Below are 26398 nucleotides of genomic sequence, written 5' to 3'. Positions count from 1 at the left end.
GTCTACCTGCCGAGTTCGTTGTCAAGTGCTGCGAAGAGTTCGTCGTCGGTCGCCAGGTCGAGGTCGGCGCCGTCGGGGCCGCCGTCCACCGTCCGAAGCAGGCCGCGCAGTCGCGCGGCGTACGTTCCTGCCGGTCCGTCGCCGTCCGACGGGCCGGCGGCCGAGAGCGCGGCCTCAAGTGCGTCCAGGGCCGCCTGGACCGGGTCTGCCGCTTCGCCGACCAGCTCGCCCCGCAGGTGTTCGGCGACGGCCTGAGTGGTCGGGTGGTCGAAGACGAGCGTGCTGGGCAACCGCAGTTCGGTGACGGTGTTCAGCCTGTTGCGCAGTTCGACCGCGGTGAGGGAGTCGAAGCCCAGGTCCAGCAGTCCGCGCTGGACGTCGATCGTCCGCGGGGCCGGGTGGGCCAGGACGATGCCGACCTGTTCCCTGACGAGGTCGAGCAGCAGCTGCTGCTGCTCCTCCACGTCCAGGCCCGTGAGCCGCTGCGCCAGCGGGATCTCCGCCGGAGCGGAGGCACGCCGGCCGGCGCGGCCCTCGGTGCGCACCAGGCCCCGGTACAGCTCGGGCAGTGCGTCCCCGAGGCTCCGCAGTGCCGCGAGGTCGAGTGCCACCGGTGCGAGCACCGGTCGGGTCGCCGCCGCGACGTCCGCTCGTGACGCCTCGGCTCCGGCCAGGGCCGTGTCGAGGGCCGCGAGTGCCCGGTCGGCCGGCATCGGCAGGATCCCGTTGCGTGCGAGCCGGGCCCGGTCGGCGCGGTCGAGGTCGTTCGCCATGCCGTCCTGCCACATACCCCAGGCGAGGGACACGGCGGGCAGGCCCTCGGCGCGCCGGTGTTCGGCGAGGGCGTCCAGGAAGGTGTTGCCGGCGGCGTAGCCGGCCTGTCCGCCGTTGCCCACCAGGCCGGCGACGGACGAGAAGAGGACGAAGTCCGTCAGCTCCAGTCCGGCGGTCAGCTCGTGCAGGTTCCAGGCGGCTGCCACCTTCGGCCGCAGGACCCGGGAGAGGCTCTCCGGGCTGGTGGCCTCCAGCGTGGCGTCCTCGACGACTCCGGCCGCGTGCACGACCGCGGTGAGCGGGTGCTCCTCCGGGATCGAGGCGAGCAGCCCGGCCAGCGCGTCACGGTCGGCCGCGTCGCATGCCGCGACCCGTACGTCGGCGCCGAGCGCCGTCAGTTCGGCGACCAGGTCCTGCGCCCCGCCTCGCCGGCTGGTGAGCAGCAGGCGACGGGCGCCGCGGGCGGTCACCAGGTGCCGGGCGACCTGGGCTCCGAGGGCGCCGGTGCCACCGGTGATCAGCACCGTGTGCTCCGGGTCGAACGCGTCGTCGGCGTCCGGGGTCCGGACCGGGTACGGGACCTTGGCGAGCCGGGTCACGCAGGCCTGTCCCTCGTGCAGTTCGAGCTGCGGTCGGGGGTCGGCCAGGGCCGCGGCCAGCAGCTCGCGGCCGGCCGGCAGGCCGTCCGTGATCACGTGCTGGAAACGTCCCGGGTGTTCCGACGCGGCGGTCCGCATCAGCCCGGAGAGCGCGCTGTGCGCCAGTTCGCCGGTGCTGACCACGGCGAGCCGCGCTCCGGCCGACGCGTCGGCGGCGAGCCACTGCCGCAGTACCGCCAGCACCTCCTCCGTGACCCGGCCGGTCTCCTGCGGAGTGGCCGGGCGTACCGGAAGGACGACCACGTCGGGTGCGGCCGCGCCGTCCGCCGTCGAGGCGGCCAGGTCGGCGAGGTCGGCGTGGTGGTCGGCGACGAGTCCGAGGTCGGCCTCGCCGAGGACCACGATGGTCGTGTCGCCACCGGTGGCGAGTTCCACCGCGGCCCGCTCCACCGCGTACAGGTGCTGGTCGGAGGAGCGGGTCAGCGCGGTCCCCGCCGGCAGGGCCCGCAGAGCGAGCGATGCGACGCCGGCGACCGGCGCGCCCGTCTCGTCGGCGATGCCGACCGCGACCGTTCCGTCCGGGCCGGGCGACAGCTTGACCCGCAGGGTGCCGGTCCGGGACCCGGTCAGCTGGACGCCGCCGAAGGAGAAGGGCAGCCGTAGTTCGGCCGACTCCTCCAGGAGCAGTGCGTGCAGCGCGGCGTCGAACAGTGCCGGGTGCAGGGCGAATCCATCGGGGTCGACGGACAGCCGCACCTCGGCGTAGAGGTCCTCGCCCGAGCGCCATGCCGCCCGGAGGCCCTGGAAGGCGGGGCCGTAGCCGTAGCCCCGGTCGGCGAGGCGGTCGTACAGGTCCTCGACCGGCTGGGGTTCGGCGCCGGCCGGAGGCCAGGACGCGAGGTCGGGTTCGGGGCCGCCGGGAACGGCGGCCACCACGGTTCCGGTGGCGTGCCGGTTCCAGACGTCGCCTTCCCGGTCCCCGCGCGAGTGGACGGCGACGGGCCTGCGGCCGTCCGGGTCGGGGCCGCCGACGGTGATCTGGAGCTGGAGCGCGCCCTCGTCGGGAAGGACCAGGGGTGCCTGGAGGGCGAGTTCCTCCAGCCGCTCGCAGCCGAGCGCGGCGCCCGCGTGGAGGGCGAGCTCCACCAGGGCCGTGCCCGGGACCAGCAGGGTGCCGGCGACGGCATGGTCGGCGAACCAGGGGTGGCTGCGGGCCGAGATCCGCCCGGTGAACAGGACACCGTCGGAGTCGGCGAGCAAAACCGCGGCCCCGAGCAGCGGGTGCCGTGCGGAGTCGAGTCCGGCCGAGGCGACGTCGCCGCCGCCGGGCCCCTCCGCGAGCCAGTAGCGCCGACGCTGGAAGGGGTAGGTCGGCAGATCCGCGGCCGGTCCGGCGTTCTCGCCGAACAGTGCGCGCCAGTCCACCGGCACGCCCCGTACGTGGGCGTGGGCCAGGGCGGTGACGGCGGTGTGCGGCTCGGGGCGCCCGCCGCGCACCACCGGGACCAGGAGCGATCCCGCGTCGAGGAAGTCCTGCCCCATCGCGCTGAGCACGCCGTCCGGGCCGAGCTCCAGGAAGGTCCGTACGCCTTCGGCCTCCAGGGCGCGTGCCGCGTCCAGGAACCGCACGGGCCGGCGGACGTGCCGGACCCAGTACTCGGGCGTGGTCAGTTCTTCGGCGCCGGCCAACTGCCCGGTCAGGGTGGAGACGATCGGGAGGGTGGGCGCGGTGAACGTGAGCCCCTTCGCGACCGTCTGGAATTCGTCCAGCATCGCGTCCATGTGCGGGGAGTGGAAGGCATGGCTGACGCGCAGCCGCTTGGTCTTGCGTCCCTGGGCGGAGAGTTCGGCCCCGATGGCCTCGACGGCTTCCGCGTCGCCCGAGAGCACCACGGAGGTGGGGCCGTTGACGGCGGCGATGTCCAGCAGGTCCTCCCGTCCGGCGAGCAGCGGCAGCACCTCCTGCTCCGCGGCCTGCACGGCGAGCATCGCGCCGCCGCCGGGCAGTGCCTGCATCAGCCGGCCGCGGGCCGCGACGAGCTGCGCCGCGTCCGCCAGTGAGAGGACGCCGGCGACGTGCGCGGCGGCCAGCTCACCGATGGAGTGGCCCGCGAGGAAGTCCGGCCGTACGCCCCAGCTTTCGAGGAGCCGGAAGAGCGCGACCTCGGTCGCGAACAGGGCGGCCTGCGTGAAGCCGGTCCGGTCCAGCGGCGCCGGGTCAGCGCCGAAGAGGACGTCGAGCAGCGGCGCTTCCAGCCACGGGTCGAGCTCTTCGCATACGGCGTCCAGGGCCTCGGCATAGGCGGGGTAGGCGGTGTACAGCTCCCGGCCCATGCCGAGTCGCTGGCTGCCCTGACCGGTGAAGAGGAAGGCAGTACGGCCGTCCACGGGTGTGCCCCGCACGGTCAGTGCCGCGCATCCGTCGACCGCTTCGGTGGCGGTGGAGGCCACCACCACGGCGCGGTGCGGCAGTCCGGCTCGTCCGACGGCCAAGGTGCGGCCCGTCGATGCCAGGTCCGGCCGCGCGGTGCCGGCGAGGGCCGCCCCCACCTGGTCGGCCTGCGCCAGCAGGGCCGCGTCGTTGTGCGCGGACAGCAGCAGCGGAACGACCGGCATCGGCTCGGCCGGCGGGACCGTCCCCTCGGCCGGCGGCTGCTCCACGATGACGTGGGCGTTGGTACCGCTGATACCGAAGGAGGACACGCCTGCCCGGCGCGGCCGCTCGGACTCGGGCCACGGCACCGCCTCGGTGAGCAGTTCCACCTCGCCGGCGGACCAGTCCACGTGCGGGCTGGGCTCGTCGATGTGGAGGCTTCTGGGGAGCACCCCGTGCTGCATCGCCATGACCATCTTGATGACGCCGGCCACACCGGCGGCGGCCTGGGAGTGTCCGATGTTGGACTTCAGAGAGCCCATCAGGAGGGGCGACGTACGCTCCTGCCCGTAGGTGGCGAGCACGGCCCGGGCCTCGATCGGGTCGCCCAGCGTGGTGCCGGTGCCGTGGGCCTCCAGCGCGTCGACGTCCGCGGTGGTCAGGCCCGCGTTGGTCAGGGCTTGGCGGATCACCCGCTCCTGGGAAAGGCCGTTGGGGGCGGTGAGGCCGTTGCTCGCACCGTCCTGGTTGACGGCGGTTGCGCGGATCACACCGAGGATCCGGCGGCCGTTGCGCCGGGCGTCGGAGAGCCGCTCCAGCAGGAGGATTCCGGCGCCTTCGGCCCAGGCCGCCCCGTCCGCCTGCGCGGAGAAGGACTTGCACCGGCCGTCCGGTGCCAGGCCACGCTGCCGGCTGAACTCGACGAACAGGGTGGGCGCGGCCAGTACGGTCACACCGCCGGCCAGGGCCAGCCCGCATTCGCCGTTCCGCAGCGCCTGCGCGGCGAGGTGGACGGAGACGAGCGAGGAGGAGCAGGCGGTGTCGACGGTGATCGCCGGTCCCTGCAGGCCGAAGGTGTAGGCGACGCGGCCGGAGGCGACACTGACCGTGCTGCCGACCGCCAGGTAGCCCTCCAGGGCCTCGGGGGCGTCCTTCAGGCGTGCCGCGTAGTCGTTGGCCATGACACCGGCGAACACACCGGTCTGGCTGCCCTTGAGGGAGGTCGGGTCGATGCCCGCGCGCTCGAAGGCCTCCCAGCAGATTTCCAGCAGCAGGCGCTGCTGCGGGTCGATGGCGGTGGCCTCCCGGGCGCTCACCCCGAAGAGCTCGGGGTCGAACCGCGGAGCCTCGTAGAGGAATCCGCCGTGCCGGGTGTACGAGGTGCCCGCGTGGTCGGGGTCCGCGTCGAACAGGCCGTCCAGGTCCCAGCCGCGGTCGTCCGGGAACGGGCCGATGGCGTCCCGTTCGTCGGACAGCAGCGCCCACAGCTCCTCCGGGGAGCTGACCTCGCCCGGGTAGCGGCACGCCATCGCGACGATCGCGATCGGCTCGTCGGAGGCGCCGGCGACCGGTCCGGCCTCGGCCACCGCGGCGGCCGGGCCGAGCAGTTCGGTCCGCAGGAAGCCGGCCAGCTCGACCGTGCTCGGGTAGTCGAACACCAGCGTCGCGGGCAGCTTCAGACCTGCGGCCGCGTTCAGCCGGTTGCGCAGTTCCACCGCCTTGAGCGAGTCGAAGCCCAGCTCGCTGAAGGCCCGGTCGGGCGCGACCTGGTCGGCGTCGGTGTGCCCCAGTACGGAGGCCACCACGCCGCGGACCAGTTCCAGCAGCGCGCGCTCCTGGTCCTGGAGGGCCAGGGGCGCCAGGCGTTCCCGGAGGGAGTTCCCGCCCGCCCGCTCGCCGACGGCGGCGCGCCGCGCCGGGCGCACCAGGCCGTGGAAGAGCGCGGGCAGGGTGCCGTCCTCGCTCTGTGCGCGCAGTCCGGTGTAGTCGAGCAGCGCCGGAACGAGCACCGGCCGACGGGTCGCGAGGGCCGCGTCGAACAGCGCCAGCCCCTGCTCGCTGCCGATGGGGGCGATGCCGCCCCGGGACATGCGGGCGAGGTCGGCGTCGGTCAGGTGACCGGTCATCCCGCTGCCCTCGGCCCACAGGCCCCAGGCCAGCGACGTACCGGGCAGGCCCAGGGCCTGGCGGTGGTGCGCGAGGGCGTCCAGATAGGTGTTGGCCGCAGCGTAGTTGGCCTGTCCCGCGGTGCCGACCGTACCGGCCAGCGAGGAGAACAGGACGAACGCGTCCAGTTCCAGGTCGGCCGTCAGCTCGTGCAGGTGCCGGGCGGCATCGACCTTGGGGCTCAGTACGGTGTCGAGCTGCTCGGCCGTGAGGGCGTGCAGCGTGCCGTCGTCGAGGACGCCGGCGGTGTGCAGGACCGCGGTGAGCGGGTGCTCCGAGGGGATCGCGTCCAGCATCGCGGCGACCGCCCTGCGGTCGGCCGTGTCACAGGCGACCACGGACACGTCGGCTCCGTGGGCCGTGAGTTCGGCCTCCAGCGCCGGCATGCCCGCCGCGTCCCGGCCGCGGCGGCTCGCCAGCAGCAGGTGCCGTACGCCGTGTTCGGCGACGAGGTGGCGGGCGAACAGCCGGCCCAGGGTGCCGGTGGCGCCCGTGACGAGCACGGTGCCCTCGGGGTTCAGGGCGGGCACGGTGTCGCCCGCCGCCGTGGGCGACTTGACCAGCCGCGGTACGAGCAGTGCCCCGTCGCGCAGGCTCACCTGGGCGTCCGGTACGGCCAGCGCACGGCCGAGCTCGGCCTCGGAGACGTCCCAGTCCGTCAGGTCCAGCAGGCCGAACCGGTCGGGGTTCTCGGCCATGGCGGTACGCACCAGCCCCCAGACGGGAGCCGAGCCGAGTCCGGCCTCCGTGCGGGCGGTGATCGCGTCACGGGTCGCGAAGACCAGGCGTGAGTCGGCGAACCGTTCCTCGGCGAGCCACTCCTGGGCCAGCCGCAGAGCCCGGTGTGCCACGGCGCGGGGGCCGTCCTCGCCGGGGAAGGGGACCACGACGAGCGGCGGGGTTCCGACCATGCCGGCGAGGTCCGAGTAGCTGCCCAGAGGGGCGGGCAGACCGTGGCCGGCGTCGTCGAGGACGGCCCATCCGGCGGCCGGGGCGGCCTCCGGGGCGGTCGTCCACTCCATCTGGAGCAGCGGCCGGCGGGGGGTGCCCGAGCCGGCCAGCTGCGCGGGGTCCACGGCCCGCAGGCCGAGCGTCCCCACCGACGCGATCGGGGCGCCGCTCGCGTCGGCGAGGGACAGGGCGGCACCCGAGCCCTGCGGGGTGATCCGTACACGCAGCACGCTGGCGTTCACCGCGTGCAGCCGGACGCCGGTCCAGGCGAACGGCAGCGCCAGGCGGCCGTCCTCCGCGAGCGCCAGCGGGTGCAGGGCGGCGTCGAGGAGGGCCGGGTGGATCCCGAACTCGCCCGGGGGGACGTCCTTCGGGAGCGCGACCTCGGCGAACATCTCCCGGCCGGCGCGCCACAGCGCCCGCAGGCCCTGGAAGGCGGGTCCGTACTGGAAGCCCCGCTCGGCGAGCGTGTCGTACGCCGCCGTCAGGTCGACCGGCTCGGCGCCGGCCGGGGGCCAGGCGGTGTCGGCCGGTGCGGCCGCACGCCCTTCCGCGTGACCCAGTACGCCGGTGGCGTGCAGGGTCCACGGGTGGATCGCGGCGTCGTCGGACTCGGGTTCCGGGCGGGAGTGGACCGACAGCGCGCGCCGGCCCTCCTCGTCCGGAGCGTCGACCACGACCTGGAGCTGTACTCCGCCGCGGCCGGCCAGCACCAGCGGTGCCTGGAGGGTCAGCTCGTCGAGCTGGTCGAGGCGCGTGTGGTCACCCGCCCGGATGGCGAGGTCGACGAAGGCGGTGCCGGGGAGCAGCACGGTGCCGGCCACGGCGTGGTCCGCCAGCCAGGGCTGCGTGTTCAGGGCGATCCTGCCGCTGAGGACCAGCTTGTCCTGGTCGGCCGTCCAGAGCGCGGCGCCGATGAGCGGGTGCCGCTCGGCGGCCATGCCGAGCCCGCCAGCGTCCCCGGCCGTCGCCGGGCCCTCCAGCCAGTGGCGCCGGCGCTGGAAGGGGTAGGTCGGCAGGTCGACGACCGCACCGGGTCCGCCGACCACGGCGGTCCAGTCGAGTGGGGCGCCCGAGACGTGGGCCTGCGCCGCGGAGGCGAGGAAGTCGTCGAGTCCACCCTCGTCACGGTGGAGCGAGGGCACGGTGACGGCACTGTCGTACGACGTGTCGTCGATCGTCTCCTGGAGCGCGACGGTCAGCACCGGGTGGGCGCTGGCCTCGATGAAGACGCGGTGGCCCTGGTCGAGCAGGGTCCGGGTGGCCTCCTCCAGCTGGACGGTGCGGCGGAGGTTGCGGAACCAGTACGAGCCGTCGAGCTCCGTGCCGTCCAGCGGCTGCCCGGTGACGGTGGAGAGGAAGGGCACCTTGACGGCGCGCGGGGTGAGCGAGGACAGGGCGTCGAGAAGTTCGTCCCGCAGGCTTTCGACGTGCGCGGAGTGGGAGGCGTAGTCGACCGGGATGCGCTTGGCGCGCACGTTGTTGTCCTTGCAGTGGGCGACCAGCTCCTCGAGAGCGGTCCCCCCTCCGGCGACCACCACGGAACGCGGGCCGTTGTGTGCGGCGATGTCGATCGCGCCGTCCCAGCGGGTGATGAGCTTGCGGACCTCGTCGGCCGGCAGAGCCACCGACACCATCCCGCCCGTACCCGCCAGCTTCACGATCGCCCGGCTGCGCAACGCCACGACCTTCGCCGCGTCGTCCAGCGACAACGCCCCCGACACCACGGCCGCCGCGATCTCACCCTGCGAGTGACCGACCACCGCATCCGGCTCGACACCCACCGAACGCCACAGTGCCGCCAGCGACACCATCACCGCCCACAACGCCGGCTGCACCACATCCACCCGGTCGAAACCGGGCGCACCCTCCGCACCACGCAGGACCTCCAGCAGCGACCAGCGCGTGAACGGCACCAGCGCCCGCTCACACTCCACCAGCCGCGCGGCGAACACCGGAGAGGACTCGAACAGTTCCAGAGCCATGCCCTGCCACTGCGAACCCTGACCCGGGAACACGAACACCGTCTTACCCGCACCACCCGGGCCCGTGACCGCGCCCTGCACCAGGTTCGGCGCGGACCCGCCCGAGGCCAGCGCCTCGAGACCCGCCAACAGCTCGTCCCGGCCGGCGCCGGAAACCGTCGCCCGGAAGGGGAGGTGCGGGACCCGGGTCGCGAGAGCCGAAGCCACCCGCGCCGGGTCGGCGATCTCCGAGGCCAGCAGCTCGCGCAGCTGGCCGGCACGCGCCGCCAGGGCCGCCTCGCTCTTCGCCGAGACCACCAGCGGAAGCCCCGCCACCACCGGCTCACCGGCCACGACCGGCTCCGGGCCCTGCTCCAGGACCACATGCGCGTTCGTACCGCTGATACCGAACGAGGACACGGCCGCGCGACGCGGACGCGCCACCTCCGGCCACGGCCGACGCTCGGTGACCAGCTCCACCGCACCCGTCGACCAGTCGACGTGCGGTGTCGGCTCGTCCACGTGCAGCGTCGGCGGAAGCTCCCCGTTGCGCATCGCCATCAGCATCTTGATGATGCCCGCGACACCCGCGGCGGCCTGCGTGTGACCGATGTTCGACTTGATCGATCCCAGACGCAGCGGCTCTTCGCGGTCCTGGCCGTAGGTGGCCAGCAGCGCGTTGGCCTCGATCGGGTCACCGAGCCGGGTACCGGTGCCATGCGCCTCGACCGCGTCCACCTCGTGCGGAGCGAGGCGGGCGTTGGCGAGGGCCTGGCGGATGACGCGTTCCTGCGAGGGCCCGTTGGGGGCGGTGAGGCCGTTGCTCGCACCGTCCTGGTTGACCGCGGAACCACGGATCACACCAAGGATCTCGTGCCCGAGCCGCTGAGCGTCCGACAGCCGCTCCAGCACCAGCATGCCCGCGCCCTCGGCCCAGCCCGTGCCGTCCGCCGAAGCGGCGAACGACTTGCAGGTCCCGTCCGGCGACAGACCACGCTGACGCGAGAACTCGACGAAGGTCGTCGGCGTGGACATCACGGTGACACCGCCGGCCAGTGCCATCGAGCACTCGCCCTGGCGCAGCGCCTGAGCGGCCAGGTGCACCGCCACCAGCGACGAGGAACACGCCGTGTCCAGCGTCACCGCCGGCCCCTCGAAACCGAACGTGTAAGCCACCCGGCCCGACAGGACACTCGAGATCGTGCCCGTCAGCAGATGCCCCTCGAAGCCCTCCGGAGCACTCCCGAGCCGCGACCCGTAGTCGTTGTACATCACACCCGCGTAGACACCGGTCGAGGAGCCGCGCAGCGAGGCGGGGTCGACTCCCGCACGCTCCAGCGCCTCCCAGGCGACCTCCAGCAGCACACGCTGCTGCGGGTCGGTCGCGGTCGCCTCACGCGGACTGAGACCGAAGAACTCGGCATCGAACTCGGCGGCCTCGTAGAGGAATCCGCCCTTGCGCGTGTACGACTTGCCGGTCTTGTCGGGGTCCGGGTCGAAGAGGCCTTCCACGTCCCAGCCGCGGTCGGACGGGAACTCGTCGACCGCGTCCCGGCCCTCCGCCACGAGCCGCCACAGGCCCTCCGGCGAGGAGACCCCGCCCGGGTAGCGGCACCCCATACCGACCACGGCGATCGGCTCGTCCGGTCCCGGGGCGTGGGCGGCCACCGACGGGACGAGGGCCGTTCCGCTCGCGTCGAGCCGGTCCAGCAGGAAGTCCGCCACCGCCTGGGGCGACGGGTGGTCGAACACGAGGGTGGTGGGCAGGCGCAGCCCGGTCACCGAGTTGAGCCGGTTGCGCAGTTCGACACCCGTGAGGGAGTCGAAGCCGATGTCCATGAAGGCCTTGGCCGGGTCGATGCCGGCGTCGGCCCCGTGCCCGAGGACCAGCCCCACGCTCTCCCGTACGGTCCGGAGTACGGCCTGCGCCCGCTCCTCGGCGGCCAGCGCGATCAGCCCCTGGACCCACGACGAGTCGGCGCCGCGGGCGGCGCCGGCCGCCTGCCGTCGGCGGACGCGCACCAGACCGGTGAACAGCTCGGGGAGCGTGTTCTCCGCGGCCCGGGCGCGCAGGGCGCCCAGGTCGAGTTCGGCGGGGACCAGCAGCGGCTCCGCCGAGGCGAGCACCGCGTCGAACAGATCGAGACCCAGGTCCGCGGTCAGCGGGACGATTCCGCTCCGCTTCCACCGCGCGGCGTCGGCGTCGGCGAGGGTTGCGGCCATGCCGTCGGCGCTGTCCCACAGGCTCCACGCGAGGGAGGTGGCGGGCAGGTTCCGGGCGCGGCGGTGCTGCGCGAGGGCGTCGAGGAAGGTGTTCGCGGCCGCGTAGTTGGCCTGGCCGGCGTTGCCCATGAGACCCGCGATGGACGAGAACATGACGAACGAGGCGAGGCCGTGGGACTGGGTGAGGCGGTGGAGGTTCCAGGCCGCGTCCACCTTCGGACGCATCACCCGCTCCAGCTGACCGGCCGACAGCGAGGCGACCGTCGTGTCGTCCAGGACACCCGCCGTATGCACCACGGCAGTCAGCGGACGCTCGACCGCGACCTCGTCCAGCAGACCCGCCAGCGCGTCGAAGTCCGACACGTCGCAGGCCGCCACCCGAGCCCGCGCGCCCGACTCCGCCAGCTCCGCCACGAACTCGGCGGCCCCCGGGGTCTCACCACCGCGACGCGACACCAGCAGCAGGTGCCGCGCACCGTGATGCGTCACCAGCCGGCGCGCCACCAGACGGCCCAGCGTACCCAGAGCGCCGGTCACCAGGACCGTGCCCTCCGGATCCAGATCCTCCACCGCACCCGCCACGACACCCGCGGCGCGTGTCAGACGCGGCACGAGCAGCTCGCCGCCCCGCACCGCCACCTCAGGCTCACCCGATGCCAGCACGGCAGGAAGCAGCTCCAGACCGCCCTCGTCCACGTGGGCGAGGACCAGTCGGTCGGGCTGTTCGGTCTGCGCGGTACGGATCAGGCCCACGAGCGGGGCCGTGTGCAGCGCGCCGTCCGGGACGACGAGCACGAGGCGGCTGTCCGCGAACTGCGGGGCGGCCAGCCATTCCCGCACCGCCTCCAGCCCGCGCGCCGCCGTGGCGTGGGTCCGGTCGAGTACGTCACCGGTGGTGTCCTCGACGAGCTCCTGCTCGCCGATCACCACGAACTCCGGTACGGCGGATCCGGCGTCGAGCGCGGCGCCGAGCGCGGCGAGGTCGGCGTGGGGCGCCTCACCCAGCCGGACCCACCGCAGGCCGGCGACCGGCTCGGCCGCCGGGACGGGCTCCCAGGCCACCCGGTACAGGGACTCCACGGCCGGGCCGGCAACGGCGAGCTGATCGCGGGCGATCGGCCGCAGGGCGACCGACTCGACGGCCGCCACCGGAGCGCCGGCGCCGTCGGCGAGAGCGAGACGGGCGGTGTCCTGGCCGGTACGGGTCCAGCGGACGCGCAACACCGTGGCACCGACCGCGTGCAGCACGAAGCCCGAGAAGGAGAACGGCAGACGGATCGTGCCGTCGTCCAGCGCCGGGGCCGCGTCCTCCAGCACGAGCACGAGCGGGTGCAGAACCGCGTCGAGGACGGCGGGGTGCACACCGAAGCGCGCGGCTTCGGTGTGGAGCCGGTCGGGCAGGGCGACCTCGGCGAAGAGGTCGTCACCGGCGCGCCAGGCGGCGCGCAGGCCGTGGAAGGCCGGCCCGTAGCCGTAGCCCAGGTCGCCGAGGCGGTCGTAGACGCCCTCCAGCGGGATGGGGGTGCCACCGGCCGGGGGCCACTGGTCCAGGGAAACGCCCGGCGAGGGGACGGCGGACGTGAGCAGGCCGGCCGCGTGGGGGGTCCACTGCTCTTCGCCGGTCCGCGAGTACACGGTGAACCGACGATCGCCGCGCGCGTCGGCCCGGTCGACGGTCAGCCGCAGCTGAGCGCCCGTCTCCTCCGAGAGGAACAGGGGTGTCTGGAGGGTGAGTTCCTCGACGGTGGTGCAACCCAGCTGCTCGGCCGCGGTGCCCGCGAGCTCCAGGAACGCCGTCCCCGGGACCAGGACCGTCCCACCGATCGTGTGATCGGCCAGCCACGGATGCGAGGACAACGACACCGAAGCCGAGAACTGCACCGCATCACCATCGGGCTCCGTGATCACCGCAGCCAGCAACGGATGATCCACAGCCGTCAGCCCCAGACCCGCCGCGTCACCGGAACGCGGGGCATCCAGCCAGAAACGCTCCCGCTGGAAGGCGTACGTCGGCAGCTCCACCACACCGGAACCCGGCAGGACCCGCTCCCAGTCCACGGCCACACCCTGTGCGTGCACAGCGCCCAGGGCGGCGAGGAGGGAACGCTTCTCGGCACGGTCCTTGCGCAGCACCGGAACGACGACGACGCCGTCGGTGTCGGCCAGGCACTCGCCCGTCAGATGCGCGAGCGTCCCGTCGGGACCCAGCTCCACGAACGCCGTCACACCGAGGCCGGCCAGCGTGGCGATGCCGTCGGCGAAACGCACCGCCGAACGGGCCTGAACAGCCCAGTACTCGGCAGTGAACTCCTCGACCACCTCACCGGTGACATTCGAAACGACCGGGATCCGGGGAGCCGAGTGGGTCAGGGTCCGGGCGACCTCGGTGAGCTCCGCCAGCATTCCGTCCAGGTGCGCGGAGTGGAAAGCGTGGCTCACTTTCAGCCGCGTCGCCTTCACACCCTCCCCGCGAGCCAGCTCCAGGACGTCGAGCACTGCCGTCTCGTCACCCGAGATCACGGTGCCGGCAGGGCTGTTGTACCCGGCCACATCCACACCGGAACGGCCCTCGAGCCACCCGACGACGCGCGCTTCACCCGCGTTCAGGGCAACCATCGCCCCGCCCTCGGCAACACCCTCCATCAGACGCGCCCGCGCACACACCAGACGCGCGGCGTCCTCGAGCGACAGGACACCCGCCACATGGGCCGCCGCCAGCTCGCCCACCGAATGACCCACCAGATAGTCCGGGGTCACCCCGTAATGAGACAGCAGACGGAACAGGGCCACCTCGACCGCGAACAACGCCGGCTGGGTGAACACCGTCCGCTGGAGCAGCTCCGGCTCGCCCTCGATCACCCCGGCGAGCGAACGGTCCAAGTGGACGTCCAGCGCCCCGACAACCTCGTCGAACGCGGCCGCGAACACCGGCTCGGCCGCATGCAGCTCACGGCCCATGCCCACACGCTGACTGCCCTGCCCGGAGAACAGGAACGCCACCGGACCGGCCGAGACGGCCTCGCCCGGGGTCAGCGCCCGCAGAGCGTCGAGGAGTTCCTCACGGGTCTCCCCCACGACCACCGCACGGTGATCGAAACGGGCACGCGACACGGCCAGCGAACGGCCCACGGCCACGACGTCCAGCTCTGGCCGCTCCTCCAGGAACGACACCAGCCGATCCGCCTGCTCCGACAGAGCGGCCCCCGACCTGCCCGACACCACCCACGGCACCGGCCCCGGCACCGACAGCTCCGCCACCGGAGCTTCGATCTCCGTGACCTGCTCGACGATGAGGTGGGCGTTGGTACCGCTGATGCCGAAGGACGAGATGCCCGCCCGGCGCGGACGATCGAGCTCCGGCCACTGCTGGGCCTGCGTCAGCAGTTCCACCGCGCCGGCCGACCAATCGACGTGCGAGGTCGGCTCGTCCACGTGCAGTGTCGCCGGGAGCACCCCGTGACGCATGGCCATGACCATCTTGATCACGCCCGCGACACCCGCCGCGGCCTGCGTGTGACCGATGTTCGACTTCAGCGAGCCGAGCCGGAGCGGCTCCGCGCGGTCCTGGCCGTAGGTGGCCAGCAGCGCCTGCGCCTCGATCGGGTCGCCGAGCCTGGTGCCCGTGCCGTGCGCCTCCACCGCGTCCACCTCGGACGCCGACAGGCGGGCGTTGGCCAGCGCGGCGCGGATGACCCGCTCCTGCGAAGGCCCGTTCGGGGCCGCCAGACCGTTGCTCGCACCATCCTGGTTCACGGCGGACCCACGGATCACCGCGAGCACCTGGTGCCCGTTGCGCTCCGCGTCCGACAGCCGCTCCAGCACCAGCAGACCCACGCCCTCGGCCCAGCCCGTACCGTCCGCCGACGACGAGAACGCCTTGCAGCGCCCGTCCGGCGACAGCCCGCGCTGCCGGGAGAACTCCACGAACATGCCGGGCGTGGCCATGACGGTCACACCGCCGGCGACGGCCACGGAGGACTCGCCCTGGCGCAGCGACTGCGCGGCGAGGTGGAGCGCGACGAGCGAGGACGAACAGGCGGTGTCGACCGTGACCGCCGGGCCCTCGAGACCGAAGGTGTAGGCCAGTCGGCCCGAGGCCACACTGGCGGTGTTGCCCGTCAGCAGGTAGCCGTCGTATCCGCCGGACGGCTCGTGCAGCCGCGGCCCGTACTCCTGTGCCGTCGCGCCCACGTACACACCGGTGCGGGTGCCGCGCAGCGCGGCGGGGTCGATGCCCGCCTGCTCGAAGGCCTCCCAGGCCGTCTCCAGCAGCAGCCGCTGCTGGGGCTCCATCGCCGCCGCCTCGCGGGGACTGATGCCGAAGAACTCGGCATCGAACCGGTCCGCGTCGTGCAGGAAACCACCTTGGGTGGCGTAGGTCGTGCCGGGGCTGTCCGGATCGGGGGTGAAGAGCGCATCGAGGTCCCAGCCCCGGTTGGTCGGGAATCCGCCGACCGCGTCGGCCTCGCTGCTGACCAGACGCCACAGGTCCTCGGGAGAGGCGACCCCTCCCGGCAGCCGGCATGCCATGCCCACGATGGCGATCGGCTCGTCAACGGCTGTGGCCTCGTCGTCGTCGTCATCCCGGCCCTGGTCCAGGCCGAGGAGCTGACCACTGAGGTGTTCGGCGAGTACGGCCGGGGTCGGGTGGTTGAAAAGGAGGCCGGAGGGCAGCGACAGCCCGGTGGCCCTGTTCAGCGCGTTCCGGAGCTCGACGGAGGAGACGGAGTCGAAGCCCAGGTCCTTGAAGGTCGTGTCGATGTCCACGTCGCGCGCCGATCCGTGGCCGAGCACCGCTGCCACGTGCGCACGCACCAGCTCCAGCTCGTCGCCGCGCGGCGCGGACCGCTTCGGACCGCTCCGCTGCGCCGCGGCGGTCCGGACCTGGACCGGCCCGGTCGCCGGACCTTCCAGCCAGAAGCGCTCACGCTGGAAGGCGTACGTGGGCAGATCCACCAGACCGGAACCCGGCAGGAAGCGCTCCCAGTCCACCTCCACACCGCCTGCGTGCGCCTCTGCGACCGAGGTCAGGAAACGATCCTGTCCACCGTCGTCGCGCCGCAGCGATCCGACGACGACAGTGCCGCCGACGCCGGCCTCGTCGGCCGTGTCGCCGAGGGCCGAGGTGAGCACCGGGTGGGCACTGACCTCGATGAAGACGTGATGCCCGTCGCCGAGCAGAGCACGGGTGGCCTCTTCCAGCCGGACGGTCCGGCGGAGGTTGCGGAACCAGTACCCGCCGTCCAACTCCTCACCGTTCAGCGGCTGCCCGGTGACGGTGGAGAAGAACCTGATGTCACCGGTACGCGGCGTGACGTCGGCCAACAGCTCCCGCAGCTCGTCCTTCAGCAGGTCGACGTGGGCGGAGTGGGAGGCGTAGTCGACCGCAACGGCGCGGGCGCGGTATCCCTCGGCCTCACTGTGGGCGACGAGGTCGGCCAGGGCCTCCGGGTCGCCGGAAACGACCGTGCTCGCGGGGCCGTTGTGTGCGGCGATGTCGATCGCGCCGTCCCAGCGGGTGATGAGCTCGCGGACCTCGTCGGCCGGCAGAGCCACCGACACCATCCCGCCCGTACCCGCCAGCTTCACGATCGCCCGGCTGCGCAACGCCACGACCTTCGCCGCGTCGTCCAGCGACAACGCCCCCGACACCACGGCCGCCGCGATCTCACCCTGCGAGTGACCGACCACCGCATCCGGCTCGACACCCACCGAACGCCACAGTGCCGCCAGCGACACCATCACCGCCCACAACGCCGGCTGCACCACATCCACCCGGTCGAAACCGGGCGCACCCTCCGCACCACGCAGGACCTCCAGCAGCGACCAGCGCGTGAACGGCACCAGCGCCCGCTCACACTCCACCAGCCGCGCGGCGAACACCGGAGAGGACTCGAACAGTTCCAGAGCCATGCCCTGCCACTGCGAACCCTGACCCGGGAACACGAACACCGTCTTACCCGCACCACCCGGGCCCGCACGACCCGTCACCACACCAGCCGCAGGCACACCCGCGGCCAACGCCCGAACACCCGCCAGCAGTTCCTCGCGCGTCTCCCCCACAACCACGGCACGGTGATCGAAACGAGCACGGGACACCGCGAGCGAGCGACCCACCGCCGCGGCATCCAGCCCCGGCCGCTCCTCCAGGAACGACACGAGCCGCCCTGCCTGACCGGCCACAGCCTCAGCCGACCTGCCCGACACCACCCACGGCACCGCACCCGAGCCGGACGCGGCGCCAGGCGGCTCCTGCGCCGCGGCCGACTCGGTGCGCCAGTCCGACAGCACGACGTGGCAGTTCGTACCGCCCACACCGAAGGAGCTGACACCTGCGTAGAGCGGCTCGTCCGGCCGCGGCCATGCCTCGACGCCGCGCTGTACGGCGAGCTTCAACTCGTCGAACGGAATGTCCGGGTTGGGGGTTTCGAAGTTCAGGCTCGGCACGAGCTCGCGGTGACGGATGCAGAGCGCCGCCTTCAGCAGGCCCACGATGCCGGCGGCACCCTCGAGGTGTCCGACGTTGGTCTTCACCGATCCGACCCGCAGCTCGGCTCCGTCCACGCGGCCGTCACCGAGCACCGCGCCCAGAGCCGACGCCTCGATCGGGTCGCCCAGCCTGGTACCCGTGCCGTGCAGTTCGACGTACTGCACCTGCTCCGCGGGCACGTTGGCACGCTTGTACGCCTGCCGCAGGACATCGCGCTGGCCGGCCGGGCTCGGGACGGTGAGACCCTCGGTGGTCCCGTCGTTGTTCATCGCGCTGCCGCGCAGCACGCAGTAGACCGGGTCGCCGTCTGCCACGGCGGCGTGCAGCGGCTTGAGCACGACGAACGCGCCACCCTCACCGCGTACATATCCGTTCGCCCGCGCGTCGAAAGTGAAGCTGAGGCCGTCCGGTGACAGTGCGCCGAACCGTTCGGCGCTGGTGGTGCTGTCCGGCACCAGGTTGAGGTTGACACCGCCGGCGACGGCCATGGTGGACTCGCCGCGGCGCAGGCTCTCGACTGCCAGGTGCACGGCGACCAGTGAGGAGGACTGGCCGGTGTCCACGGCCGCACTCGGTCCGTGCAGGCCCAGGGTGTAGGAGATCCGGTTGGCAATGACGCCGCGGTTGAGACCGGTCAGGGTGTGGCGGGTGATGCCTTCGCCCCCGTGCCGGCGCGTGAGGGCGGCATAGTCGTCGGCGATGACGCCAACGAAGACACCGGTCCGGCTGTCGGCAAGATCGGAGGGGAGGATCCTGGCGTCCTCCAGTGCCTCCCAGGCGAGCTCGAGCATCAGCCGCTGCTGCGGATCCATCGACGACGCCTCACGCGGACTGATGCCGAAGAAGCCTGCGTCAAAGCCGCTGACGTCCTGGAGATAGCCTCCCGGCCGGGAGGGCAGTTCGGGGCGGCCTGCCGGGGGCGCGCCGATCGCACTGCGGCCGTCGCGCAGCAGCTGCCACAGGTGCGCGGGGTTCTCCGCGTGCGGCAGTCGGCAGGACATACCGACGATGGCGATCGCCTCGGTCGATATCGACGTGTCAGCTTGGAATTCAACCATGGTCGAGTACGCCCTACCTATTGTTACGTACGATGCCTGAGCGGGGGCATAGCACCCGCAGCCGTGCCGCGGGTGCTATGCCGATGTGATTCTGTTTCGGGTGCGGTTACGAGCTGACGGCCGGCTCGTATTTCGAGACGAGCATCCGTTTGAGAACTTTTCCGCTGGTTCCCAGTGGGAGAGCGTCGGTGAACTCGACTCGCCGGGGGTACTTATATGCGGCGAGACGCTGTTTGCCCCATTCGATGATCTCGTCATCCGATCCAGCGGTGACGTCCTCCGGCCGGGCAGGCACGACAATCGCCCAGACCTCCTCACCGAGTTCAGGGTGCGGAACACCGATGACCGCCACCTGCGCCACGGCCGGATGCCCGACGAGGATCTCCTCGATTTCGCGCGGATAGACGTTGTAGCCGCCGCGAAGAATCAAGTCCTTCTTACGGCCCACGACCGAAAGGTAGCCGTCGGCGTCCAGCCTGCCGAGATCGCCGGTGAGGAACCAGCCGTCGGTCAACACCTCGGCGGTGATGTCCGGGCGACCGAGATATCCGGCCATGACGTTCGGACCGCGCACCACGATCTCGCCCACCTCACCGGCCGGCAGGAGATCGATCCGGTCGGCATTCGGCCGGGCTATACCGACGGTGATGCCGGTGATCGGAACACCGACTGTTCCGGACCGAAAAGTCACGCCCGGATAGTGATATGCGACGCTGCAGGAGGTCTCGGTCATCCCGTAGCCCTCGTACACAGGACATCCGAACGTGCTGCGGACCTCTTCGAGGGTCCTGACCGGAAGCGCCGATCCCCCGCTGTACACGCGGTCGAGTCGAGGAACCTGCTCTCCCCGGGCCACGGCGTCGAGCAACTTGACATACATGGTCGGCACGCCCATGAACACCGTGCAGCGGTGTTCCGTCATCAGCGCCAGGGCCTCCCGCCCGGAGAACCTCGGCATCATGACGATGGATATACCGGCGCGGAAGCCGGTCAGCATGCCGCAGATCTGGCCGAAGCCGTGCGACAGCGGCAGACACCCGAGCAGTACGTCGTCACTCCGGAACATGTACGGAGTGGTGACCATCCTCTCGACGTTGTACAGAATGTTCCGGTGGGTGAGCATCACCCCTTTCGGCTCACCCGTCGTACCGGACGTGTAGAACACGACCGCGACGTCGTCGGGTTCCCGCACCGCGCAGTCGTCGATCGGCGCCGTGTCCTGTGCCGCGCTCTCCAGGTCGACAGTGCCCGCGGGGCCCGGGCCGACGGTGAGGAGCACCGTGCCGAGCGGCTCCGCCGCCTCTCTCGCCTGGGCGAGCAAGGAGGCGGCGCACACCAGAAATCGGGCGTCGGCGTCGGTCAGTACGTGATCGATCTCCGACGCGGTCGACATGACGTTCAGCGGGACCGCGACGGCGCCGGCCGCCAGCACGCCGAAGTACACGACGGGAAACCGCGGGGTGTCGACCAGGAGCATGGCGACCCGGTCTCCCGGCCGTACCCCGTTGGCTCGCAGCACGGCGGCGTAGCGACGTGCCTGTTCCCACAGCCACCCGTAGGTGACGTGCTCGGACTCGTGGATCACGGCCGAGTGGTCGGGTCGCCGCGCCGCCGTGTCGGCGAGCACGCCTGCAACGGACATGGTCATCCGGCGGTGCGGGCGCCGCGACCGCGGAGATCGGACGTGGACCGGTCCCGGGCGCTCGCGGTCGGGATGTTCAGTTCCTTCCAGATCCCGTGAAGGGCGTCGGCGAAGGTCTCGACATCCTTGTGGTCGTGCACGGCGGACGGAGCGATCCGCAGGATCTCCTCGCCGTGGGGCACGCTGGGGGCGTTGATGGACTGGACGTAGATCCCGTGCTGCTCGAACAGCAGCTGGGACGCCCGCTTGCACAGATCGTCATCACCGACGAAGGCCGCGACGATATGGGAGTCCGTCGAGATGAACGGGATGTCGGCCGCGGTCAGAAGGCTGTGCAGAAGCCGCGCGTTCTCCGAGAGAGCCTTTCGCTCGACATCCGAGGACCGCAGGTACTGAACCGACGCCAGCGCAGCGGCCGCGACCGCCGGCGGCGGCGAGGTGGTGAAGACGAACGAGCGCGAATAGGTCCGCACCGCGTCCACGAGGGCCGCCGGCCCCGCGATGTAGCCGCCGACCGTCCCGTACCCCTTCGCCAAGGTACCCATCACGACCGTGAACCGGTCGGCGATGCCTTCCCGCGCGGCGATGCCGGCGCCCTGCGGGCCGTACATGCCGACCGCGTGGACCTCGTCGATGAAGGTCGTGGCACCGTACTTGTCCGCGATGTCGGCAATCTCGGCGAGCGGCGCGACGTTGCCCGACATGGAATAGACCGATTCCACGACGATGAGCTTCGGGCAGTCGGCGGGAGCCGCCGCGATCAGTTCTTCCAGGTGGGCGACGTCGTTGTGCCTGAAGATGTGCTTCTTCGCGCCACTGTGCCGGAGACCGTCGATGATCGAGGCGTGGTTCTTCGCATCGGAAAACACGACGGTGTCTTTCGGCAGCCCCGCCAGCACGCTGAGGGATCCCTCGTTGGCCGTGTATCCCGATGTGAAAAGGAGAGCGGATTCCTTGCCGTGCAGATCCGCCAGCTCATTTTCGAGAAGGACGTGATAATGGTTGGTTCCACCGATGTTCCGGGAACCTCCGGAGCCTACGCCATGGGTATCTATCGCGGCTTGCATGGCCGCGATGGCCTGACGGTTCTGGCCCATTCCCAGATAGTCGTTGCTGCACCAGACGCTCACTTCCGAATCCACCCCGTCGCGCCGCGCAGTGGCCATGGGGTAATCACCGGAACGACGGCCGATCTCCAGGAACTCACGCCTGCTTCCAGCAAGATCGTCAGCGGATGTCCCACTCAGGTACGATGCCAGGTGAACGTTCATTCACTCGCCTTCTCGACGTAGCAGTTGGATTGACCTGCGAACCGAAAGGTCCACGCTAGGAATATTGCGACCTCAGAAGCACCTTGTCGGGCTTGCCGTTGCTGTTCATCGGCAGGGCGCTCAGGACGTGTATCTTCTCGGGAACGTGAATCGGAGAAAGCGCCTCGGCGATCCTCGCGCGGATGCCTTCCACTTCGACCACCTCAGCCGGATCGCATTCGATCGCGGCGTGGATGTGATCGCTTCCATCCTCGTCCTGCACGCCGTAGACGGCGGCGTGCAGGACACCCGGGTGGGAAAGAATTTCCGCCTCGAGAACGATGGGATGAACCTTGACGCCGCCGACCTTGATGACGTGGGCCACCCGGCCCAGGAGAGTCAGATAACCTCGCTCGTCGAGACGACCGATGTCTCCGGTGAAATACCAGCCGTCACGAAGAACTTGTGCGGTCAATTCCGGGTTGCCGTTGTAGCCGTCCATCATCTGAGGCGAGCGGACCCGAACCTCGCCGATCTCCCCCGCCGCCAACTGCGCGCCCGAATTCGAGTTGCAGACGACGACCTCCACCTCGGGGAAGGGCCGACCGACAGTGGCCGCGAGTTCTGGGTCGCCGTGCTCCTGAGGCGTCAGGATCGTGATCCGACCGCTCTCACTCGTGGCATATCCCTGCGCCAGAACAGGGCCGAAAAGCTGAAAAGCCTGTGCGATTCTCGCGGGTGCCGCGGGGCTTCCGCCGTAGACGATCCGCTTCAGCGAGGACAGGCCCGCGGCTTCCACAGCGGCAGTGTCACGGATTCCTCGGCCGGCCAGATGGTCGATGAGTTGGAACACGTGATTCGTTGCCATGAACGTCCACGAGACCTCCTTCTCCGCGGAGACGGTGTCCACGAATTTCTCCGCATCGAAGCTCTCATGGAGATGGAGCGCTCCGCCCAGGGCGAAGACTGCGTCCACCATCGCGGCAACGCCATGGCTCAGAGGGGTCGACACCAGGATCGACGCACAGTCGTATTCACGGCCGACGCCCATCCATGCACGCATCGTGGCTTCCCACGCGCGGCCCGACAACCGGATGCCCTTGGGCCGGCCCGTGCTGCCGCTCGTGAAGCCGATGAAGGCCAGCGCCTGCGGATCCCATGACACGGCGTCCGGGGCATCGGCGCCATCGACCCGGCCGACCTCACTGCGTTCCCCATCCTGACCTCGCGTCACGGGGATCCCGCTGCCATCGGCGAGCTCTGTCGCGCGCTCCGAACTCTCGGCATCGGCATAGACGGTCACGGCTTCGGTTTCGCGCAGGATCTGAATCTGGTGATCCAGCGGAAGGACCGTTGTCCTGGTACCAGGATTGGTGGTTCGCAGATAGCACACGGCGCCGCCGAGCAGATGTGTCGCGTACCGCACGGTCAGCATCTCAGGACTGTTGGGCGCGACGAGAATCGCCACCACATCCCCCTTGCCCACTCCGCGGTTGCGCAGCGCAAGGAATGCCTCCGTCACGGACCGGATCAGGTCGCCACCTGAGAAGGCTTCGCCACGCCAATGAACGACATCCCGATCCGGCGTGGCTGCGAGCAGCGAGAGGATCTCCGAGACATAGCTTCGACTTGCGCTCCACCAATGCTCAGGCAGGCTCATGGGACCTTCCTTCGACCTTGCCAACTATCACGACGTCATCCAATTGGGCATTCAATCTTCACCATGCGATTGCAGTAGGCGGTAGATCGTTCGACTGGCTACAACGGAGTGTCGGAAGGCATCCCGATCGGGGTAGCCGTTCGGGGCACGCACCGGAGGGCCGCCCAGGGCGTCGGCGTTCTCGATGGGGTGACCGTGTGCGGGGTGGCCGTCCGCACGGTGTCGGTGTCGCGCCCCTCCCCACCATGAGCTGTGGACGCCTGCGGTGTGTCGTCACCTGGCTCGCCCAGCAGCGGCCCGAAGCAGTGGGGGGATGCCGGAGTCCGGGTGGGTGGGCTTCAAGGGGGCGGGGTCCGCGGGCCGTTCGCCGTCCGTTGCCCACCCCGTTTTGTGGCGGGACACCCCTGATCAATAGGATCCGCCGATGATCAGAACACAACGGCTGGCGGCGGGCGTCTGCGCCCTGCTCGCCGCGTTCACGGCCGGGCTCGCGTTCCCGGCCGGGGCGGTCGCCGACGAGACCACCGCCCTCGCGCCCAAGGTCGACCTGGTCCTCGACGTCAGCGGCTCGATGCGGACGAAGGACATCGACGGCGGGACGCGCATGGCCGCGGCCAAGCAGGCGTTCAACGAGGTGCTGGACGCGACCCCGGAGAACGTCCTCCTCGGCATCCGCACCCTCGGCGCCGACTACCCCGGCGACGACCAGAAGACGGGCTGCAAGGACACCGCGCAGCTCTACCCGGTCGGCCCGCTGGACCGCACCGAGGCCAAGACGGCCGTGGCGACCCTGTCCCCCACCGGCTGGACCCCGATCGGCCCCGCCCTGCTGAAGGCGGCCGACGACCTCGACGGCGGCACCGGCTCCAAGCGGATCGTGCTGATCAGCGACGGCGAGGACACCTGCGCGCCGCTCGACCCGTGCGAGGTGGCCCGGGAGATAGCCGCCAAGGGCATCGGCCTGACCATCGACACCCTCGGCCTGGTGCCCAACACGAAGATGCGGCAGCAGCTGAGCTGCATCGCCGAGGCGACCGGCGGGACGTACACCTCGGTCGAGCACACGGAGGAACTCACCGACAAGGTCAACCAGTTGGTGGACCGCGCGGCCGACCCGGTGGTGACGCCGGTCGCCACGGACGGTGCGGACTCCTGCGCGAAGGCGCCCACCCTCAAGTCGGGCCTGTACACCGACCGCGAGGAGTTCGGCCAGGAGCGCTGGTACCGGGTGGACGTCGAGCCGGGCCAGGAGCTGCGGGCTTCGGTGAGCGTGGCGGCGGACCGGACGATGAACCCCGACTACGGGGTGCTGCTCCGGGCGGTCACGGTGCACGGCCGGGAGATCGTGCGCGGCGAGTCGGCGGGCAACGGCCGCACCGACGTCATCTCGACCGGTCTGCGCTACCCGAAGGCGGAGAGCGACGACGAGGAGGCACCGGCCGAGACCGTCTGCCTCCAGGTGACGAACGCGTTCTCGGCGGCCTCCGGGGTGAAGACCACGCCGGGCATGCCCGTGGAGCTGACCGTGGACGTGGTCGACGGTCCGTCGCAGGCGAGCGACGTGGCCTCCTTCGGCCTCGGGCGCGGCTGGTGGCTGCTCGGCCTCCTGGTGCTGGCCGGTTTCCTCGCGGGTCTGGTCTGGGGCTGGCTGTCGCGCTGGCGTGTCGCGGTCTGGAGGACCAACTGATGCGGATCACACGAGTGTTGAGCACCGCGCTGCTGGCGCTGGGCCTTGCGGCCGGACCGGCCGCCGCCGACTCCTCGCCCTCCGCGAGTCCGTCCGGGGACAGCTCCGCGCCGACCTCCGCGGGCACGTCGTTCCGTACGGCGGTGGAGGTCGAGCAGGGGCGGACGGCGACGGCGAGCGCCTCCACGGGTGACTATCTGTACTGGTCGTTCCCGGCCGACACCGGCCAGCGGCCCACCGTCAGGACGACGGTGAAGCTGCCCGGCGCGCACGCGGCGCAGACGTGGCAGATCGACGTGTACGACGGCCTGCGGCGCCGTCAGGCCTGCCAGTACGGCGCCCAGACCCGCACCGCCGCCCAGGGCGCCTCCTCCGTGGAGCTGGCCTGTGTGCTGCGCACGGTCCGCGCCTGGTCCGAGCCGTGGGCGAACGACCCCCTGCCGGGCACGTACTACGTCCGGCTGACGGCCACCGGCCTCGGCGCCGCCGACCTGGGTCAGCCGGTGAGCGCGGAACTGCGGGTGGACTCCAAGGACATCGGCGGCTCGGCGGCGGTGGACGGCTCGCTGGCGAAGCCGCTCGTCCCCGGGATCGCGGTCACGTCGGAGGCGGAGGACGACGACACGTCGGCGTCGGCCGTGCTGTCGAGCATCGAGCCGGACGACGGCTGGGCGTCCGGCTGGTGGTCCGACCGCTGGGTGTGGAGCGCGTTCGGCGCGGTGCTGGCGGCGCTGGCCGGGATCGGCGGTTACACGCTGACGCGCGGGTCGGGACGTCCGCGGCAGGTGCCACCGGGCGCCTGACCCTCCCCGACGCCCCGTCACAAGGCCCACCACCGCCCGGTGGTGGGCCTTGCGTGTGGGTCACGCCTCGCGCAGTGCCTTCGCGAGCGTCCCGTCGCCGCTGACGTCGATCCGCCCGGCGCGCACCGCGTCCGCCACGCTCAGCTCCCCCCGGGACAGGGCCGCGCTGGTGCCGGCGTCCAGTGCGAGCCGCGCGTCGGGTTCCCGGGGGGCGGGGCCGTCGCCGTAGACCGGCCCGTCCTGCGCGCCGACCAGGACATGGAAGTGCCCTTCTTCCAGGCGGACTTCGACGAGGCCCTCGCCCTCCAGCGCGCGCAGCAACGGCAGCGCGAACCAGTGGGCGCGGACGGCGTCGGTGGGGCGGCGCTCGCCGAGCTCGCCCTCGCCCCACCTGCCCAGCGCCTGCAGCACCGGCAGCAACTCCCGCCCGCGTCGGGTGAGTTCGTAGACGTAGGCCGCGCCCGGCGGAGGCATGCGCCGCCGGGTGGCCAGCCCGTCCCGCTCCATGTCCCTCAGCCGCCCGGCGAGTACATCCGTGCTGACGCCCGGCAGGTCGGCGTGCAGGTCCGTGTAGCGGCGCGGGCCCGCGAGCAGTTCCCGGACGATCAGCAGGGTCCAGCGGTCCCCGACGGCGTCGAGCGCGCGAGCGGCGGAGCAGTACTGGTCGTAGCTTCGACGAGGTGACATGCGACGCAGTCTAGACATGTCGTTGGACTTTCCAAGCTTGAACTTGGTAAAACCAAGCAACACCACAACC

The 26398-nt window shown here is 71.6% G+C and carries 7 protein-coding genes; 2 read left to right on the top strand and 5 right to left on the bottom strand.

Features of this window, described 5'->3' with window-relative positions:
• Positions 1-2: 2 nt before the first annotated feature.
• The 4 genes from ACFY30_RS05380 to ACFY30_RS05365 all read right to left on the bottom strand — a co-directional run bounded on the left by ACFY30_RS05380 (position 3) and on the right by ACFY30_RS05365 (position 23151).
• Complete coding sequence (locus ACFY30_RS05380; protein WP_390843824.1) at positions 3-18599, bottom strand: SDR family NAD(P)-dependent oxidoreductase; 18597 nt, start codon at positions 18597-18599, stop codon at positions 3-5.
• Positions 18600-18705: 106 nt separating this feature from the next.
• Positions 18706-20226 carry a long-chain fatty acid--CoA ligase gene (locus tag ACFY30_RS05375; RefSeq protein WP_390843823.1) on the bottom strand — a complete coding sequence of 507 codons (1521 nt, stop codon included), beginning with the start codon at positions 20224-20226 and terminating at the stop codon, positions 18706-18708.
• 17 nt (positions 20227-20243) lie between these two features.
• Positions 20244-21512 carry a 5-aminolevulinate synthase gene (hemA, locus tag ACFY30_RS05370; RefSeq protein ID WP_390843822.1) on the bottom strand — a complete coding sequence of 423 codons (1269 nt, stop codon included), beginning with the start codon at positions 21510-21512 and terminating at the stop codon, positions 20244-20246.
• A gap of 55 nt (positions 21513-21567) precedes the next feature.
• On the bottom strand, positions 21568-23151 hold the full coding sequence (locus ACFY30_RS05365) for a class I adenylate-forming enzyme family protein (RefSeq protein ID WP_390843821.1): 1584 nt from the start codon (positions 23149-23151) through the stop codon (positions 21568-21570).
• 424 nt (positions 23152-23575) lie between these two features.
• Between ACFY30_RS05365 and ACFY30_RS05360 the strand changes: the two genes are divergently transcribed.
• Both ACFY30_RS05360 and ACFY30_RS05355 read left to right on the top strand, forming a co-directional pair.
• Positions 23576-24838: a VWA domain-containing protein gene (locus ACFY30_RS05360; RefSeq protein WP_390843820.1), complete on the top strand. Its 1263-nt coding sequence runs from the start codon at positions 23576-23578 to the stop codon at positions 24836-24838.
• Positions 24838-25641, top strand: coding sequence for a hypothetical protein (locus tag ACFY30_RS05355; protein ID WP_390843819.1), 804 nt, complete (start codon positions 24838-24840; stop codon positions 25639-25641). The genes ACFY30_RS05360 and ACFY30_RS05355 overlap by 1 nt, the downstream gene beginning before the upstream one ends.
• 60 nt (positions 25642-25701) lie before the next feature.
• On the opposite strand, the gene ACFY30_RS05350 is transcribed toward ACFY30_RS05355, so the two are convergent.
• Positions 25702-26328, bottom strand: a complete 627-nt coding sequence (locus tag ACFY30_RS05350) for a winged helix-turn-helix transcriptional regulator (RefSeq protein WP_390843818.1) — start codon at positions 26326-26328, stop codon at positions 25702-25704.
• Positions 26329-26398: the final 70 nt, after the last annotated feature.

Origin of the sequence: Streptomyces sp. NPDC000345 (assembly GCF_042898825.1) — a bacterium.
GTDB lineage: Bacteria > Actinomycetota > Actinomycetes > Streptomycetales > Streptomycetaceae > Streptomyces.
The sequence above is the reverse complement of the archived record's forward strand: the minus strand, read 5'-3'. Positions and strand labels throughout refer to the sequence as shown.

Excerpts from the sequence above, each read along its gene's own strand:
- ACFY30_RS05355 (WP_390843819.1), top strand. The coding sequence starts at position 24,838 with ATGCGGATCACACGAGTGTTGAGCACCGCGCTGCTGGCGCTGGGCCTT.
- ACFY30_RS05380 (WP_390843824.1), bottom strand. The coding sequence starts at position 18,599 with ATGGTTGAATTCCAAGCTGACACGTCGATATCGACCGAGGCGATCGCC.
- ACFY30_RS05365 (WP_390843821.1), bottom strand. The coding sequence starts at position 23,151 with ATGAGCCTGCCTGAGCATTGGTGGAGCGCAAGTCGAAGCTATGTCTCG.
- hemA (WP_390843822.1), bottom strand. The coding sequence starts at position 21,512 with ATGAACGTTCACCTGGCATCGTACCTGAGTGGGACATCCGCTGACGAT.
- ACFY30_RS05360 (WP_390843820.1), top strand. The coding sequence starts at position 23,576 with ATGATCAGAACACAACGGCTGGCGGCGGGCGTCTGCGCCCTGCTCGCC.
- ACFY30_RS05350 (WP_390843818.1), bottom strand. The coding sequence starts at position 26,328 with ATGTCACCTCGTCGAAGCTACGACCAGTACTGCTCCGCCGCTCGCGCG.